General features: G+C 30.3%; 12 protein-coding genes. 10 read left to right on the top strand and 2 right to left on the bottom strand.

Annotated elements, in window-relative coordinates:
* The first annotated feature begins 1 nt into the window (after position 1).
* From J3477_RS17715 to J3477_RS17700, 4 genes are all read left to right on the top strand, one after another.
* Complete coding sequence (locus J3477_RS17715) at positions 2 to 1,456, top strand: sensor histidine kinase (RefSeq protein ID WP_206871272.1); 1,455 nt, start codon at positions 2 to 4, stop codon at positions 1,454 to 1,456.
* The gene (locus tag J3477_RS17710) at positions 1,434 to 2,273 is read left to right on the top strand and encodes a hypothetical protein (RefSeq protein ID WP_206871271.1); all 840 of its coding nucleotides are present in this window, start codon (positions 1,434 to 1,436) and stop codon (positions 2,271 to 2,273) included. The genes J3477_RS17715 and J3477_RS17710 overlap by 23 nt, the downstream gene beginning before the upstream one ends.
* A 128-nt stretch (positions 2,274 to 2,401) precedes the next feature.
* Complete coding sequence (locus J3477_RS17705; RefSeq protein WP_206871270.1) at positions 2,402 to 3,880, top strand: DUF6034 family protein; 1,479 nt, start codon at positions 2,402 to 2,404, stop codon at positions 3,878 to 3,880.
* A gap of 255 nt (positions 3,881 to 4,135) precedes the next feature.
* Positions 4,136 to 5,074 carry a polysaccharide deacetylase family protein gene (locus tag J3477_RS17700; RefSeq protein ID WP_206871269.1) on the top strand — a complete coding sequence of 313 codons (939 nt, stop codon included), beginning with the start codon at positions 4,136 to 4,138 and terminating at the stop codon, positions 5,072 to 5,074.
* 377 nt (positions 5,075 to 5,451) lie between these two features.
* On the opposite strand, the gene J3477_RS17695 is transcribed toward J3477_RS17700, so the two are convergent.
* A complete protein-coding gene (locus tag J3477_RS17695; protein WP_206871268.1) occupies positions 5,452 to 6,327 on the bottom strand; it encodes a PHP domain-containing protein in 876 nt (291 codons plus the stop codon).
* A 222-nt stretch (positions 6,328 to 6,549) separates the two neighbouring features.
* On the opposite strand from J3477_RS17695, the gene J3477_RS17690 reads away from it, so the two are divergent.
* The gene (locus J3477_RS17690; RefSeq protein WP_206871267.1) at positions 6,550 to 7,206 is read left to right on the top strand and encodes a uracil-DNA glycosylase; all 657 of its coding nucleotides are present in this window, start codon (positions 6,550 to 6,552) and stop codon (positions 7,204 to 7,206) included.
* Between the two features lie 112 nt (positions 7,207 to 7,318).
* Here the strand turns inward: J3477_RS17690 and J3477_RS17685 are convergent, their stop codons facing one another.
* Positions 7,319 to 7,876 (bottom strand): TetR/AcrR family transcriptional regulator, encoded by a 558-nt coding sequence (locus J3477_RS17685; protein ID WP_206871266.1) that lies wholly within the window; start codon positions 7,874 to 7,876, stop codon positions 7,319 to 7,321.
* Between the two features lie 357 nt (positions 7,877 to 8,233).
* Here J3477_RS17685 and J3477_RS17680 point away from each other — a divergent pair, with 357 nt between their 5' ends.
* The 5 genes from J3477_RS17680 (at position 8,234) to J3477_RS17660 (ending at position 15,723) form a co-directional block, all read left to right on the top strand.
* Positions 8,234 to 9,424 (top strand): multidrug efflux MFS transporter, encoded by a 1,191-nt coding sequence (locus J3477_RS17680; RefSeq protein ID WP_206871265.1) that lies wholly within the window; start codon positions 8,234 to 8,236, stop codon positions 9,422 to 9,424.
* A 220-nt stretch (positions 9,425 to 9,644) separates the two neighbouring features.
* Positions 9,645 to 10,289, top strand: coding sequence for an MBL fold metallo-hydrolase (locus tag J3477_RS17675; RefSeq protein WP_206871264.1), 645 nt, complete (start codon positions 9,645 to 9,647; stop codon positions 10,287 to 10,289).
* 134 nt (positions 10,290 to 10,423) lie between these two features.
* Positions 10,424 to 10,675, top strand: a complete 252-nt coding sequence (locus J3477_RS17670) for a fatty acid kinase subunit FakA-related protein (protein ID WP_183277069.1) — start codon at positions 10,424 to 10,426, stop codon at positions 10,673 to 10,675.
* A 546-nt stretch (positions 10,676 to 11,221) separates the two neighbouring features.
* Complete coding sequence (locus tag J3477_RS17665) at positions 11,222 to 13,231, top strand: methyl-accepting chemotaxis protein (protein ID WP_206871263.1); 2,010 nt, start codon at positions 11,222 to 11,224, stop codon at positions 13,229 to 13,231.
* A 206-nt stretch (positions 13,232 to 13,437) separates the two neighbouring features.
* Positions 13,438 to 15,723, top strand: a complete 2,286-nt coding sequence (locus J3477_RS17660) for a sensor histidine kinase (protein ID WP_206871262.1) — start codon at positions 13,438 to 13,440, stop codon at positions 15,721 to 15,723.
* Positions 15,724 to 15,751: the final 28 nt, after the last annotated feature.

Genomic DNA, 15,751 nt, shown 5'->3' with positions numbered 1-15,751 from the left:
AATGAGATTTTCACTTAAAATTTTTATCTGTACCTTGCTAGTGGTAGCAATTTCCTTTGCAGCAGGAGGTTATTTGCTTGTTTCCTCTAGTTTTCTTGCTGCAAAAGATCGAGAAATCAATAGGTCGCTTGATGAGTATACTTCATTACAATATATGCTGGAATCAGAACTTATTAATGAAGAATTAAATGGAAAAGAAATTACTAAAGAAGTCTTGAAAATGGCTGTTGAAAAAGTTTCTGGAAGCATTAAGCAAAGTAAACAAAGCGATAGAGATATTACTGTTTACGACAGTTCAGGTCAGCAAGTATATCCTGAAGAGGGGAGTAAAATACCTGAAAAGGACAGTACTGATAAAGATAAAAATTTAGTTTATCATATAGAGAAAAAGGATAATATATATAATTTGTATATAACTGGAATGTTTACATATAACTCAATTAGCGTCTATTTTAGATATTCCAGAGATATCAGTGAGGTATTTGTTCAAAAAAATGAGCAGATACGATTATTTATGGTATATGACAGTATAATTATAATGGTTAGTGCTATGGTGGTCTTTGGGTTATCCTGGTTACTAACTCGTCCAGTAAGAAAATTAACTCTAATTAGTAGCAGAATTGCATCAGGAGAATATAAGCAAAGAGTTGATATTAAGTCTTCAGATGAAATAGGTGAATTGGCGCAAAGCTTCAACAGAATGGCTGATTCTATAGAAGATAAAATTAATGAACTTGAAGTGGCAGCTAATGTAAAGGATGAGTTTATAGCTAATTTTACCCATGAGCTGAAGACACCAATGACGTCTATTATAGGATATGCTGATATGCTGAGGTCTAGATTAATGGATCCAGACACTACATTTAAAGCAGCTAATTATATCTACAATGAAGCAAATCGACTTGAAGCTCTATCACTTAAGATGCTTGACTTAGTTGTTATGGAACAGAATAAATTTTCTTTTACTCCAATTAATGCAGATGAACTCTTAGAATATGTGAAGCGAGTTGTTACTCCGTCTTTTAGTGAGGAGAATGTGAATCTAAAGCTTTCTATACAAAAAGGAGTAGTTTTTGTAGAACCTGATCTTATAAAAACTCTTTTAGTCAATATAGTTGATAATGCCAGAAAAGCCTCCTATGAAGACGGTGTTGTGGAATTATTGGGAATCAGTGCTGAGGAGGGATATATAATCACTGTAACAGATAAAGGAGAAGGTATACCCAAAAGTGAACTAGGCAAAATTACAGAAGCTTTTTATATGGTAGATAAATCTCGAGCTAGAGCAAAGAATGGCACAGGATTAGGGCTAGCTATAGCAAGCAGGATTGCAGCACTGCATGATTCTGAGCTACAGATTAATAGCGAAGTAGGGATTGGTACTAAGGTAAGTATAACTTTACCTTACTCATATAGCAAAGGAGGAGATAGAGATGAACAAAAAGGTAAAGTATAGCTTAATTACTTTATTGACAGGTCTTACAGTGGCTTTTACTGTGTTGTTCCCAGATAAACTGCTTAAAAAAGAAGAAAAAAGCTTACTTGGAAATTCTCACATAGTTGATAACAGTAAGCAAATGTCAAGTAATAATTTGTATACAGCTTCTGGGAGTACAAATCAACCTAATTCAACAAATGCAGCGCAAAATCGAACCACGGAATTTGATAGAGAAGTGGCTGAAAAAGTCAACACTTTAAAAAAATACTCAGCAAATAATAGCTTAGCAAGAGAAATATCTAGCGATAGTATGTCTATGAGAGAGGCCGTAGCACTTTGTATTAATAAGATATCAATGATTTTATCTAAAAATCCTACTTTGAATTTAAATGAATTTCCGGATGCTTATAGTGTAAATGGAGAATTAAGGACTATAGAAGGTAAAAACTTAAATAACGGTAAAGTTGAATTTCAATATTGGAATATTAATTTTAATGGAAAGACTGATAAGAATTCAACCAGACAAGGTATTGAAATGCTTTTAGATGCTAAAACAGGTGTGATTTTATCAATGAGTATTATTTTTGAAAATAAAGTAGATAACGTTGATTTAGAAAGAATACTTCAAAGTATCGGAGATGTTATGAATTTCAAAGGAGGAGTGCTTTCTTTTAATTCTCAGAAAGGTTCACAAACTGCGATTTGGGGAGGTAAGGATTCGCCAATAATTATTAAATTGATTTTTGGACAGGAAAAGGATTTGACTTTCCTAAAAATGAATTTGGATGTTAAAAGTGAAGTTACATCAGCGGCACCAATTGAAATAAGTAAATAATCTGTTTATTTATAATAATTGAATTTACAACTATGATACAAAATATGTACTTAAAGTATGCAAGAACCCTTTACACTTTGTGTGAAGGGTTTATTTTGTTTATTAATTATTATACAAGGAGGGTTTAAATGAAAGAAAAATTTGATAAGCGACGAACGAATGCAAATTTAATATTTAGAGCTAAAATGTCAATGAGATATTTATATATTCTAGGCATTTTGATGGTTAGTACAGGATTATTAATATCCTGCAAGAGTGCACCTAAGACACCTCCAGTTATAGGAAAAGAGCAGGGGTTGAATAAAAAAATATTAAATGATGGAGAAGGTACAAATACTAATGGAAAATTAGGTGAAACTGTAAAAGATACGATAGTTGCTGGAAAAATAACAGTCAATATTGACGCTAAATTGGAGTTGCCTAGTATATCGAGCATACCAACAGCAAAAGTTATTCCTCAAGGATTTGGACAGGATACAGTGGACAAAGTTTTGAAAATACTGATGAAGGGAAAGCAATTGTATGAACCTACTGGTGAGAAAACTAAAAAAGATATACAGAAAATGATGATTCTTTCGCAGGCGCTGAATAGACAAGGAATGTTAAATAATAAAGATAATCAAGTTGGTGTAAAAAGAGGTACTGAAGAACAGTGGAAAGAAGTTATTAATAGCGCTCCAGAAACAGTAACAAAGCAACCAGCAAAAAGTAAGCTAGAAGATGTAAATGAAAGTGACTTAACTGGGAATAATGGACAAGTTTATAAAGGCTTTCATGGTAAATCCTTATATGTGGTTTCAAATCTTGGAGCTGATTATGATGCAGATCTTTTTATTAATTCTTCAGCTTCCTTAAAAGATAGTATGATAAGATTCAACAATCACGATATAACTAGTGTATACACATATTCTAAATATACAGGGGCAGCTAGAGGAATGAATACTTCATTTGAGGCTGCAAAAGCACTAGCAAGTAAAACCTTGGAGGAACTAGGGGTATCTGATATGAAGCTCTCAGCAATTCAATTAGCTACTTCAATACCTCTTACAGAAAAAGATGATCCTAATAAAACCAATCAAGCTTATGCTTTGTATTTTACTAGAAATGTATACGGGATACAGACTACGATGGACTTTACTAATGAGAAACCTAAAGATGGAGAATATGAAGAAGCATATCCTTATGAACAAATATTTATGCTTATAGACGATTCAGGAATCCTTCAGTTTAATTGGAGATCTCCTATGAAGCTTTCAACTACTTTAGCAACTAATACAAAAATACTTCCTTTTGATCAAATACTGGATATTTTTAAGAAGCAGTTCTTTATTCATTATGCAAATAATGACAAAGCTTCAGAGAGTAATAGTTATAACATAGATCGAATAACTTTGGGATTAATGAGAGTTCAAGTAAAGGATAAAAAAGATGAATATATGATGATACCTGTGTGGGACTTCTTTGGCAATCCTTCGAAGAAAGACACTAACTTAGAACAAGATGCAATCTTACAACGGTGGGTGGATAGCAATGATCATAGCTTTAAAAGTTTTTTAACCATAAATGCAATTGATGGCTCAATAATAGATAGAAGGTTGGGATATTAATAAGCCTTTGCTAGCAAGGTATTGAAATTAGATGGTTGGTAATTGGAGGCTTTAATGAACATATTCATATAGATCCTCCTTTATAACCACTTCAATCCGAAAACTATTTCAAAATCTCCTCTTGGTTCAGAAAGGAGATTTTGAAAATATAAATTTTATTATGAAGAGGTACATCCATATATAGTCTTAAACATGGAAAAAGGTTAAAGTTTCAAAGCTATTTAGTAATTTGATAAAAAAATAGAGGTGTTTAACATGAGGAAGAAGAAAAGTAAAAAACGAAGAAGAATTATTAGAGTAATGAGAAGTATAGTATATCTTAGTATAATAATAACCGTAGGTTTACTTATTGCATATAAAAACATGCCAAAAGATGTTCCTAAGATAGAAAAGGTACAAGTAGGATCCAAGGTAAAAATGGACAATATAAATTCAAAGAAGCAACTAAGTGATGACTCAAATAAAAATACAAGCAATGAAATTAACAAAGTAGAATCTAGTAATAAAATAAATATAGGTAATGACGGTTTTGATGCCGGAAAAGTTCAAGATTTACTAGTGAAAAATACTAAAATACAGGATGGAAAAAAGATAGCATTTTTAACCTTTGATGATGGACCTTCAACAACTGTAACTCCTAAGATTCTTAAGATTTTAAAAGATAATAATGTAAAAGCCACCTTTTTTATTGTAGGTAAACAGTTAGAAGAAAGCTCTAAAGCAAAAAATATACTTTTAGATACCTATAATCAAGGACATGCTATAGCAAACCATACATATTCTCATAATTATTCCAAGCTTTATCCTCACGGCACTGCAGACATAACCACCTATATGGAAGAAGTAGAAAAGACTAATAATCTTTTAAAGAGTGTAATAGGAGAAAACTTTAGTACAAGAGTAATTCGATTTCCTGGTGGACATGCTTCCTGGAAAGGAACAGAAGGCTTAGATAAAATACTTGAGGAGAAAAGTTATAAATTTATAGATTGGAATGCATTAATAGGCGATGCTGAAGGAGGCAATAAAACAAAAGAGCAGCTTTTAGCGCGATATCATCAAACTTTTACGGTACAAGATAAAGTTGTGTTATTAATGCATGATACATATGGTAAGGAAAGTACTGCAGATGCGCTTCAAGACATAATTACAGATTTGAAGAATAAAGGGTATGAGTTTAAAACTTTAAAATGATTAGATTTCTATAATAAGATTAAGTTGATTATAATAAAATATACAAGAATAAAGTAATACTTAATATAAAGGGCTTACCCTATTGCGGTAAGCCCTTTGATACATCTTTAAAAAGAGTTTAATTAAAATATTGTTGGAAGAAGTATAGCCACAAGCTCTTACAAAATCTTCGAAGTTGCCCCATCCATTAAAATCCACGGTTTCCTCTTAGTATAATTACTTTAGTTTATAATATTCTTTGTAGATGATAAGTGCCACTTTTCCTAAGAAAATCATAGTAAAGATTATATTAGTAAGCTTATAAAAAATAATAAATAAATTGGAAAAGCACTTTTTGCATATTAAATGGAAATGTTCCATAGACAATTCTAATTTTTCTAAAATACATTACTTGGAAGCCAAGGTTTCAAGATATCATAAGGAATTTTTATACCTGTTATGCTTTCTCCAAGCTTAACATTAGGTTTCAGTGCTCCATGATAGTCACTTCCACCCGAGGAATATATATTGTTTTTTTCACAATAGTTAAGCAGAGCTTTTGTTTTTTCCATTGAATGAAGTGAATGATAGCACTCTATACCATCAAGAACATTTAACGACACTATCGAATTTAGAAAGGCCTCATGATCTTCTACAAAATACCCGTAAAGATGAGCGAGAAAAGATTTTCCACCAGCCTTTTTTATGAGAGCTGCAGCTTCTGGGACAGTGACGTAATCTTTCATTTGGTCTAGAAAAAATGGACTATCCGGATTGTTTACACAAGTTCTGTAAAATGAATTTAGACTTTCCCATACAGCTTTATCAACATGTTTTTCATTTTCAGCATATTTCTTTAGATCTGCGTGCATTATTTGAGTTGCAAAATATTTCCCTTTAATTGATAAATTATCTGTATATTTAAGGTTAAGATTTCGGCATACCTCCATCAATTTTTTTAGGTAAGTATTTTCCCTTTCGTAAAATTTATCGTCTGAGACAATTCCAATAGAATTTATTACATCTAAATCTATGCCATAGCCTAATATTTCTATTGGTTTCCCATTATGTACAGCGGAAAATTCACAGCCAGGGATAAGCACACCCTTATAGTAGTTATGTATATTAATATCTTTAAGTTTTTTATAAGCTCCTATTGAATCATGATCAGTAATAGATATGTATTTTAATCCTAATTGCTCGGCCTTGATAAGAATTTCTTTAGCTTCATCAGAGCCATCGGAAGTTGTAGTGTGTATATGTAGATCTATCATAGTTGTATCGCTCCTTATTTCCATTTAGATACTATATATTCTATCTAATTTTATATGCTTGAAGCAACAACTAAAGATTTTTTATTTCTAACTAAAAAAGTATAAGATTGTGTTTGGAACTCTCTGTAAAGAAAAATGTGAAAAAAGTATACGTAAATACTTTACAATAAGAAATACTATAAATGATATATAGTATTTTTAATAAAAAGAAGGATTGAAGAAATGATAGATAAATTGAGGGCATTTGTTGAAGAGTTAGCAAACACTGAAATTACACCCAATGTATATAATCAATATTCATATGATTTTAAAGAAAGCTCTATAAGGAGAGATAACCTATTAATATATTTGCAACAGATGAACAAAATAAAACCTGAAATAATACTTGTAGGAGAAGCAGTAGGGTACAGAGGTAGCCGTCTTACAGGAGTTCCTTTTACTAGTGAACATTTACTTATGAATAATATAAAGGGACTTGATTTATTTGGAAAGGAAAAAGGATATAGGTTAGTATCAGAAAAGGATAAATTACTTAAAGAAGCAACGGCAACAATAATATGGAGTACTCTTGCAAAAAATGATCTAACTATGTTAGCGTGGAATGCTTTTCCTTTCCATCCTTATAAAGAAGGTAATGAGGAAAGTAATAGAACTCCCATAAAAAAAGAATTGCAAATAGGTGAGAAGCCTCTTATCAAAATTATTGAAATGTTTAATATAGATAAAGTAGTTGCTATGGGTAACAAGGCAGAAGAAAGTCTCAATAAACTTGGGATTAGCTGTATCAAAGTAAGGCACCCTGCACAGGGAGGGAAAAATGAGTTTGAAGAAGGGGTAAAAGCGATAAAAGGAGTTGTTAAAGAGCACTATATGATATAACAAGGTTAAAATCCTATTCCATTAGTGAAGTTTTAAAAAGTAACACTAAGGACATAGGATTTTTATGTAAGCAAAAGGAGTTTTGAACTTAGTATCCAACTATTTATGAATATTATCTTGAAAGAGATAATATAAAATCATCTATCATCAAATCAAAGCTATCGTCTAGATTTGCATCGCCATGGAAGTATCCAAGAAAGACCATGGAAACAAAACCGTGCAAAATACTTCTTAGTTCTCTGCTTTTATGTACAACCTGTGTTTCGTCATTTGTATAAGCATGTAAAACTTGGCGAATGATGTTGTTTGTTTCTTTAGCCAAACTGTATGCCTCTTCATTAGCTATACTAGGAATAGTAATAAAAAGTTCATAAGCAGTTCTGTTCTCAAAAGCAAAATCCTTATATACAAAAGCAAACTCTCTAATAGCCACCTCAGAGCTTTTTCCAATTAATTTATTCATTAATTTAGAATTTAATTCACCAAAAAGGTATACTGTCATTTTGGATTTAAGATCATCCATATTATCAAAATGGTTATATAAAGATTGATATTTAATATCTAGCTTTTCGGCTATTTTTTGAAAAGTAACTTGGTTAAGACCTATTTCATCAGCCAATGAGAAAGCGACCTGAATTATTTTTTCTTTGGTTAAATTTCGTTTTTGCATTTGATATCACTCCTTATACATTCTAAAGATAGTTTATCATTATAAAATGTAGTTGTAAACTATAAAGAGAAGTTTATAAACTTTAAAGTGTAGTTTACAAACTTTAGTTTGTAGTTTATAATAATTGTATTGAAGTTAATACATAATGAGATGCATGTTATTACTTACATTTTTAAAATATAGGTTTTATTATGAAGTGGCATGTAGAAGAAAGTAATTAACTCATTAAAGGTTATTCTACTGCCAGAATTTCTTCACATACGTTCAGAAAAGGCAGATCGTTAAAAAAGCCCGCTGCAAGAGGTCACTTCAGCGACTTTTTTATAATTACAAAATTCTTCAAAGTGAGGTGTGCTTATGAAACTGTGGAAAAAGAATTTAATAGTTTGTTGGTTTGGTATGTTTGTAACAGGTATAGGAATGAGTCAAATAGCACCAGTGATGCCTATGTATATAAAGCATCTTGGAATTGCGGATGGTTCTTCAATTGCAAAGCTTTCAGGAATTGCATTTGGTATAACCTTTATAATTTCAGCTATTTTTTCACCTATTTGGGGGAATGCTGCAGACAAGTATGGAAGAAAGCCTATGCTTTTAAGGGCTAGTCTTGGAATGGCTGTGATAATATCTTTAATGGGATTTGCTCCAAATGTATATGTACTTATTGGGCTAAGATTGTTACAGGGAGCAATAACAGGGTATAGTACAGCTTGCACTACACTTATAGCTACTCAGACAGATAAGGAAAATGCGGGGTATGCTTTAGGAACGCTTTCCACTGCTAGTATAGCAGGATCACTTATCGGGCCAACCATAGGAGGTTTAATAGGGGATACCTTTGGATTACAGCCAGTTTTTTTTATAACAGGAGCTTTGATACTAATTGCATTTATAGCCACACTTTTATTTGTAAAAGAAGATTTTGTACGTAGTGATAAAAAGACACTAAGTGCAAAAGAAATATGGGATAGTGTGCCTGAGAAAAGTCTAACTTTTACTTTATCTGTGACTCTTTTTATTATAACTTTAGCATTATATACTATTGAACCAATTATAACAGTGTATGTTGCTCAATTAAGCAGTGATACTAGTCATGTTGCTTTAGTGGCAGGCTTAGCTTTTTCAGCCTCTGGATTAGCAAATGTAATTGCTGCTCCAAGATTAGGAAAGCTATCCGATAAGATAGGGGCTCATAAAGTTATATTATGGGCACTTTTAGTAGCAGGACTTATTTATGTGCCGCAAGCCTTTGTAAAAAATCCTTGGCAGCTAATGGGGTTACGTTTTTTATTAGGACTTACCTTTGGGGGATTAAATCCATCTGTGAATACATTAGTTAAAAAGATTACGCCTAATTCTATTACAGGTAGAATTTTTGGATTTACTATATCTGCTGGATATTTGGGCGTTTTTGGAGGATCAGTCTTAGGTGGACAAATAGCTGGAAAGTTTGGTATAAGTTATGTGTTTTTTATAACTAGTGGATTATTGCTACTTAATGCTATGTGGGTATATTTTAAAGTGTACAGAAAACTTAATATGAACTAATATAACCAGATATATTATATAAAGATGAAACACTTCAATCCGAAATCTATTTTTAAAACTCCTCTGGGTTCTGAGAGCAGAATTTGAAAATATAAATTTAATTATGAAGTGGTTCATCTATATAAATATGTACCCCTATGATTAGAAACTTTTATGATAAAAGCCAAGGTTAATACCTTGATTTTAAGTGAAATAAATATTAAAAGATTGGAGAATTATAATGAAAATTAAATGGTTTGGGCATTCATGCTTTATGATAACTTCTGAAAAAGGCACTAAAATATTAATGGATCCTTATGTAAACATGTTAGGATATAAGCTACCAGAGCTTGAAGCTGACATTGTGACTACTAGTCATGATCACAGGGATCATAATAATATAGATGCAGTTAAAGGGAATTTTGCACACATAAATGGATTAGGCGTTTTTTCAGAATGTGGAATAGATATAAAAGGTGTTGACACATTTCATGATAAGTTTTCAGGAACTAAAAAGGGAAGAAATACTATATACAATTTTAAAGTGGACGATATAAATGTTTGTCATTGTGGTGATCTCGGACATATACTTGATACAAAACAGGTAGAGGAAATAGGAAATGTAGATGTACTTCTTATTCCTGTAGGAGGAGGGTATACAATTGACTCTATAGGTGCTGTAGAAGTAGTAAAGCAGTTGAAACCTACAGTTATTATACCTATGCACTATAGAACCAAGGCGCTAGGACCAATGGGATTAGCTTTTGCCAAAGTGGATAAGTTTATAGATGATTCAGGACTTAAGTCACAAAACTATGCAGAACTGGAATTGAATAATGAAAATATTGAAAATTACATGGGGATCGCTGTCCTTGAATATAAATAGAAAGTATAATTAACAATCTAATAAGGTAATATGCTTATGTTGCTTTTACAAAAAGCTTGGATTATAATGAGAAAAACACTAGTTTCTTGATTTAATATAAACAGGAATTTGTAAAGTATAAAAGGAGAGCAATTATGATTGAATACAAATTTGATACACAGTTATTAATTGAGGGAGAAAATCTTTCAGAAGATGAAATAAATGAATATATAACACAAAACATTGAAGGCGATTGCTTACTTGCAGTTGGAGATGATGAACTTATAAAAATACATTTCCACACAAATACTCCATGGAAGGTTCTTGAGTATTGCGCTTCTTTAGGTGATATTCATGATGTTGTTATTGAAAATATGGAACGACAAGCAAATGGGTTAAAAGGGTAAAAAATATGAAATTTTAGTATGTAAGACAAATCTAATTCTTGATAATAGCTCAAGAAAGAGAAATGATATAAATTATTAAAATAAGCTATAACATGAATAATATAGATTTAGTGAAATAATGCATATTGTAAAAAAGGAAAATCCTCTATAATGGATTTTCCTTTTTTTGCTTTCCAGAAGCACTTAGCTTGAAAACAATGGCTTCAATTAATTCTGAAGAAATGAATTATTGGAAGTTTTCTATTGTTTAGCAAAAACTAAAATTTTTCGGGTGATTATCTTGTTTTTTTACATTAAATTTAAGGGAAGAGATATGTATTATTAAAAGTATAATTGTTATTAAAATAAATGTAACTAAAGTAACTTTAGTAAAAGAATCATTAATGTTTATAGCGTTTAGAAAACATGAATATAAGAATTTGTAGATACATATACAAATTTTATTAAAAACACGCCGCTAGACATTTACTAAAGTGAAAGATTAGTCTAGGAAACATTTTCAACACTTATGCAATTTGAAATAAAAAATAATAGTGAGGTGGAAAAATGAAAAATATAAACAGTAAAAAAATCAATTTTAGTAGTCTTAGAGTGAGATTGTTAATCATTCTACTATTAGTGAGTATTATTCCAGTTATGTTATTGGGCTTTATATCGTATAATAAGACATTTAAGATACTATCAGACAAATTTCAGATTACAACTGAGCAGAATCTTCAGCAAGTAAATCATGGGATAGATAATTACTTCATAGGTAAAAAAAATGTTCTTAATATGTTAGCTAATAATTATTATATTCAGCAGCTTTCATCAAACCAAGAGTTTGAACAGGCTGCGATTAATTTATTAAAGAATGGCAAGGAAGGGGATTCGGATATAAAATTATTTTATTTTGCAACTCCTTCAAAGATGATGTATTTATATCCAGAAACTAAGCTTCCAGATGGTTATGATCCAACTAGTAGACCTTGGTACCAAAAGGCTATTCAGAATAAGGATACAGCGGTATTTTCAGATCCTTATCAAGATAGTGCCACAGGTCAATTTATTATTTCTGTATCAAAGGCAGTTGAACTAAACGGACAAGTAGTGGGCGTTGTTTCAGCAGATATTAGTTTACAAACAATAGCCGAGCAACTTTCTTCGATTAAGATCGGCAAAAATGGGTATGTATCTATAACTGACGGCAATGGTATAATGATTGCTAATCCAGATAAATCATTAATTGGAACTGACAGTATAACTAAATTAGAGGTCTGGAATAAAGTTAAGTCAGAAAAACAAGGGTTTACTCAATATTCTTATAAAGAGCAAAATAAATATGCAAGCTTTTGTACTAATATATCAACAAATTGGAAACTAATATCTTCACTTGATGAATCTGAGTTACTAAATGATGCAAACATCATTAAAAATCTTACATTAATAGTTATAATAGCAATAGCATTAGTGGCGGTAGGTATTTCATTATTTGTAAGCAAATCAATACTGAGACACTTGATAAAGCTTAAAACATTATTTAAGAAAGTATCCGAAGGAGATTTATCAGCTAAGGCAGAAGTACTGACTAAAGATGAGTTTGGAGATTTAGGAAGTTGTTTTAATAATATGGTTGAAAGTGTATGTGAGCTTATAAAAAATATAAAAGAATCTGCTTATATAATAGCCAATACTTCAGAAACTATAAATAATATGTCTAATGATACTGCAAATGCTGTAAATGATGTTTCTGTAGCAATGGATCAAATTGCACAAGGTACTACTTCTCAGGCTCAAGATATTTCAGAGGGAACAGAAAAAATAAATGAAATAGCAGTTCAGATTGAAAATATTAGTCAACTAACTGATGACATGGATGCAATATCTGTAGAAACTAATCTACTGAGTGAAAATGGATTAAAGGTTATGGAGCTTCTTACTAGTAAAACTAAAGAAGCTAATAATTCTACTCATGAAGCCTCAAAGGTTATAAATGACATGAAAAATTCTACCGATAAAATAAGTGTAATTACAGATACTATAAATTCAGTTGCAGAACAAACTAATTTACTAGCATTAAATGCAGCTATAGAGGCAGCTAGAGCGGGTGATACAGGAAGGGGATTCTCTGTAGTAGCAGATGAAATAAGAAAACTGGCTGAACAATCTACTATGGCTACTGGAGAGATACAAAAATTAATAGAAGATATTAAAGATAAATCTAAGGATGCCGTTAAATCTATGAATTCAGCTAAAAAAGTAGTAGATGAACAAAGCGGTGCAGTTAATGACACTAAGGAAATATTTGAACAAATCTTAGATTCAATCAAAAATTTAATGAAGGAAATTAAAGATATTCAGATATCTATTAGAGAAACTACTAATAATAAAGATGAGATTGTTGGAAAAATGTATAATATTTCAGCATTTGCTGAGGAAAATTCAGCTAGTACTGAAGAAGTTTCAGCCTCCGCAGAGGAAGTCACTGCAGTTATGACTGAATTTAATAATTCAGCAAATAGGTTAAAAGAATTGGCTATAAAGCTTGAATCAGAGATCAATAAATTTAAGATATAATAAATAATTTTTTCTTATCCCATTTTAACTCATTTAGGATAAATTTTAATTTATTTTAAATGAATAGTGTGCAAGTTTATATAGCAAAATAGTAGGGAGTGTATATAGATTCAAATTTTCTAAATCTATATATGCTCTCTTCTTCATTTTTAACAAGAATAATCTTAAATTAGCAATACTAATGGGAATAATAAGAGGTGAGTTTTATGAAGAAAAGTATAAAACTTATACCAAGATTTTCGAAAGAACAACATTACAAAATCAATATCTCAATTATTTGTGGAATAATATGCTACTTAAGTTTTTTTTATATGTTTGGAGTTTCTTATAATAACACTAAATTCAATATTCAATGGAATTTTATTTTTCCTTTTTTGGTATCAATTTCTTGGGGAGGCTTATATGGATTAATTAGTGCTACCTTAGGAAGTGTTGGCTTTTATACTTTAATAATAAAATATGACAGTAATATAATTTATTATGTTAGTTTTTTTCAAACCTTTATGTGCATACTATTTCAAAGCATTGGCACTAGAGAAAGAGTAAAAAATAATAAGTTTTATTATAATATTTATTTTATTCAGTTTATGTTCATACTACTATGTAGTATTTTTTATTTAAGTATCTATCATAATATCAGTTCTGCAAAAAGCTATGATATATATATTATGATAATTAAAAGTATTATAAGTGAATTAACTATAATTTCTTTATGCGAAGCATTATTGCTGTTGCCAATTATAAGAAAGTTATTTTTACTTGAAGTAAAAAGTTACTCTAAAAATAATTACCATACAATCGGCTTAGCAATTGCTACGACTGTAGCATGCTTTGTTTTAGGAAATTATATTTATTACTCTAAAGTTTATATAAATTATACTTTAAGTGGGTTATTAAATATACAGCCAGGGTTAGAGGTTTTTCTATATCTATTTTTAATATTTAATTTAGTATCATCAACTACAATAGTAAAGTCGTTCGAGCAGAGTATTAAAAAGAATGAATTAATTGATAGAGCATATATAAAATATTACAATATATTCAATAATTTTTATGACATATACTTTGAAACTGATTTAGAAGGACAAATAAAAGTTGTGTCACCATCTGTAAAAGATATTCTTGGTTATAATATAGAAGAATTTATAAATAAAAATATAAAACAAATATATTTAGAACCTAGTAGAAGAGAAGCTTTTATTGAGGAGATAATTAAAAACAAAAAAGTAACAAATTTTGAAATTTTATCACCACATAAAGATGGAAGGGTTGTAAATATAGCTATTAATGCGAAAATCAGTATGGACGAGGATGGAAAACCGATTATTATAGGAGTTTCTAGAGATATTACTGAGGTAGTTGAAGCAAGGAAACTCCAAAGAGAAAATGAAAAAAAATACAAAGAACTTTTTAACAAAATGTTAAGTGGCTATTTTATCACTGAGCCTGTTTTTGATGAAGAGAAAAACTTAATAGACTTTACCTTCGTGGAGATAAATCCAAGTTTTGAAAAACACACAGTTATAAAATTGAAAGATGCTTTAGGTAAAAGGTGGATTGAAGTCTTTGGTCATAAAAATAAAAATCTTGGCATTTATAATAAAGTCTTAAGAACAGGCGAGTCAGAAGAATATGAAGTTTTTAATCCTCATACAAGGGAATATTATTTTGTTTATGCTTTTAAGATTGATGATAATCATGTAGGAGTGATTTTTAGAAATATAACAAAAGATAAAAATGCAATGGAAGAAATAAAAAGACTTAATGAAAGCTTAGAGCACCGTGTAGAAGTAAGAACAAATGAGCTTAAAAATGCAATGGAGGAGCTTGAGGCCTTTAATTATACAGTATCCCATGATTTAAAATCACCATTGAGAGCAATTGACGGCTATATTAGTATAATTGAAGAAGAGTATGGGGAAAATCTTGAAAATAGTCTTTATGAAATGTTAAGGTCAACCAGAAAAATATGTGATGATATGATAATACTAATTAATAAGCTACTTCATTATTCAACTACTTCAAAATTAGAAATATTTAAAGAACAAGTTTATATGAAGGATTTATTTATAGAAGTATTTAATGAATTAAAATCATTTAATTTAGAAATGAAGGATGCCCTTGAAATTGATACAGCGTTACCAATGGTTATGGCAGATAGAATATTGTTAAGGCAAGTTATATATAATATTTTATCTAATGCAATTAAATTTACACGAAATAAAACTAATGCACTTATTAACATTGGCTGCAGTGAAAGTAAAAATGAATATATTTTTTATGTTAAAGACAATGGAGTTGGATTTGATATGAAGTATGCAAATAAACTGTTTGGAATATTTCAAAGAATGCATTCACAAGAAGAATTCGAAGGCACAGGTATTGGCCTCGCTACGGTGAAAAAAATAATATCAAAGCATGGGGGTAGAACTTGGATAGAGGGAAAAGTTAATAGTGGCACAATAATTTACTTTACTTTGCCAGTTAAATAAGGAACGTAACTGTTTACATATCCAGAGG

It is taken from the genome of Clostridium zeae, assembly GCF_017312485.1.
Lineage (GTDB): Bacteria > Bacillota > Clostridia > Clostridiales > Clostridiaceae > Clostridium_AR > Clostridium_AR zeae.
Note: the sequence above shows the minus strand (reverse complement) of the source record. Positions and strands in the feature narration are given on the sequence as shown.

What these genes read in the sequence shown, in the direction of transcription:
- J3477_RS17715 (WP_206871272.1), top strand. Translation starts at nt 2, where the DNA reads ATGAGATTTTCACTTAAAATTTTTATCTGTACCTTGCTAGTGGTAGCA.
- J3477_RS17710 (WP_206871271.1), top strand. Translation starts at nt 1,434, where the DNA reads ATGAACAAAAAGGTAAAGTATAGCTTAATTACTTTATTGACAGGTCTT.
- J3477_RS17705 (WP_206871270.1), top strand. Translation starts at nt 2,402, where the DNA reads ATGAAAGAAAAATTTGATAAGCGACGAACGAATGCAAATTTAATATTT.
- J3477_RS17700 (WP_206871269.1), top strand. Translation starts at nt 4,136, where the DNA reads ATGAGGAAGAAGAAAAGTAAAAAACGAAGAAGAATTATTAGAGTAATG.
- J3477_RS17695 (WP_206871268.1), bottom strand. Translation starts at nt 6,327, where the DNA reads ATGATAGATCTACATATACACACTACAACTTCCGATGGCTCTGATGAA.
- J3477_RS17690 (WP_206871267.1), top strand. Translation starts at nt 6,550, where the DNA reads ATGATAGATAAATTGAGGGCATTTGTTGAAGAGTTAGCAAACACTGAA.
- J3477_RS17685 (WP_206871266.1), bottom strand. Translation starts at nt 7,876, where the DNA reads ATGCAAAAACGAAATTTAACCAAAGAAAAAATAATTCAGGTCGCTTTC.
- J3477_RS17680 (WP_206871265.1), top strand. Translation starts at nt 8,234, where the DNA reads ATGAAACTGTGGAAAAAGAATTTAATAGTTTGTTGGTTTGGTATGTTT.
- J3477_RS17675 (WP_206871264.1), top strand. Translation starts at nt 9,645, where the DNA reads ATGAAAATTAAATGGTTTGGGCATTCATGCTTTATGATAACTTCTGAA.
- J3477_RS17670 (WP_183277069.1), top strand. Translation starts at nt 10,424, where the DNA reads ATGATTGAATACAAATTTGATACACAGTTATTAATTGAGGGAGAAAAT.
- J3477_RS17665 (WP_206871263.1), top strand. Translation starts at nt 11,222, where the DNA reads ATGAAAAATATAAACAGTAAAAAAATCAATTTTAGTAGTCTTAGAGTG.
- J3477_RS17660 (WP_206871262.1), top strand. Translation starts at nt 13,438, where the DNA reads ATGAAGAAAAGTATAAAACTTATACCAAGATTTTCGAAAGAACAACAT.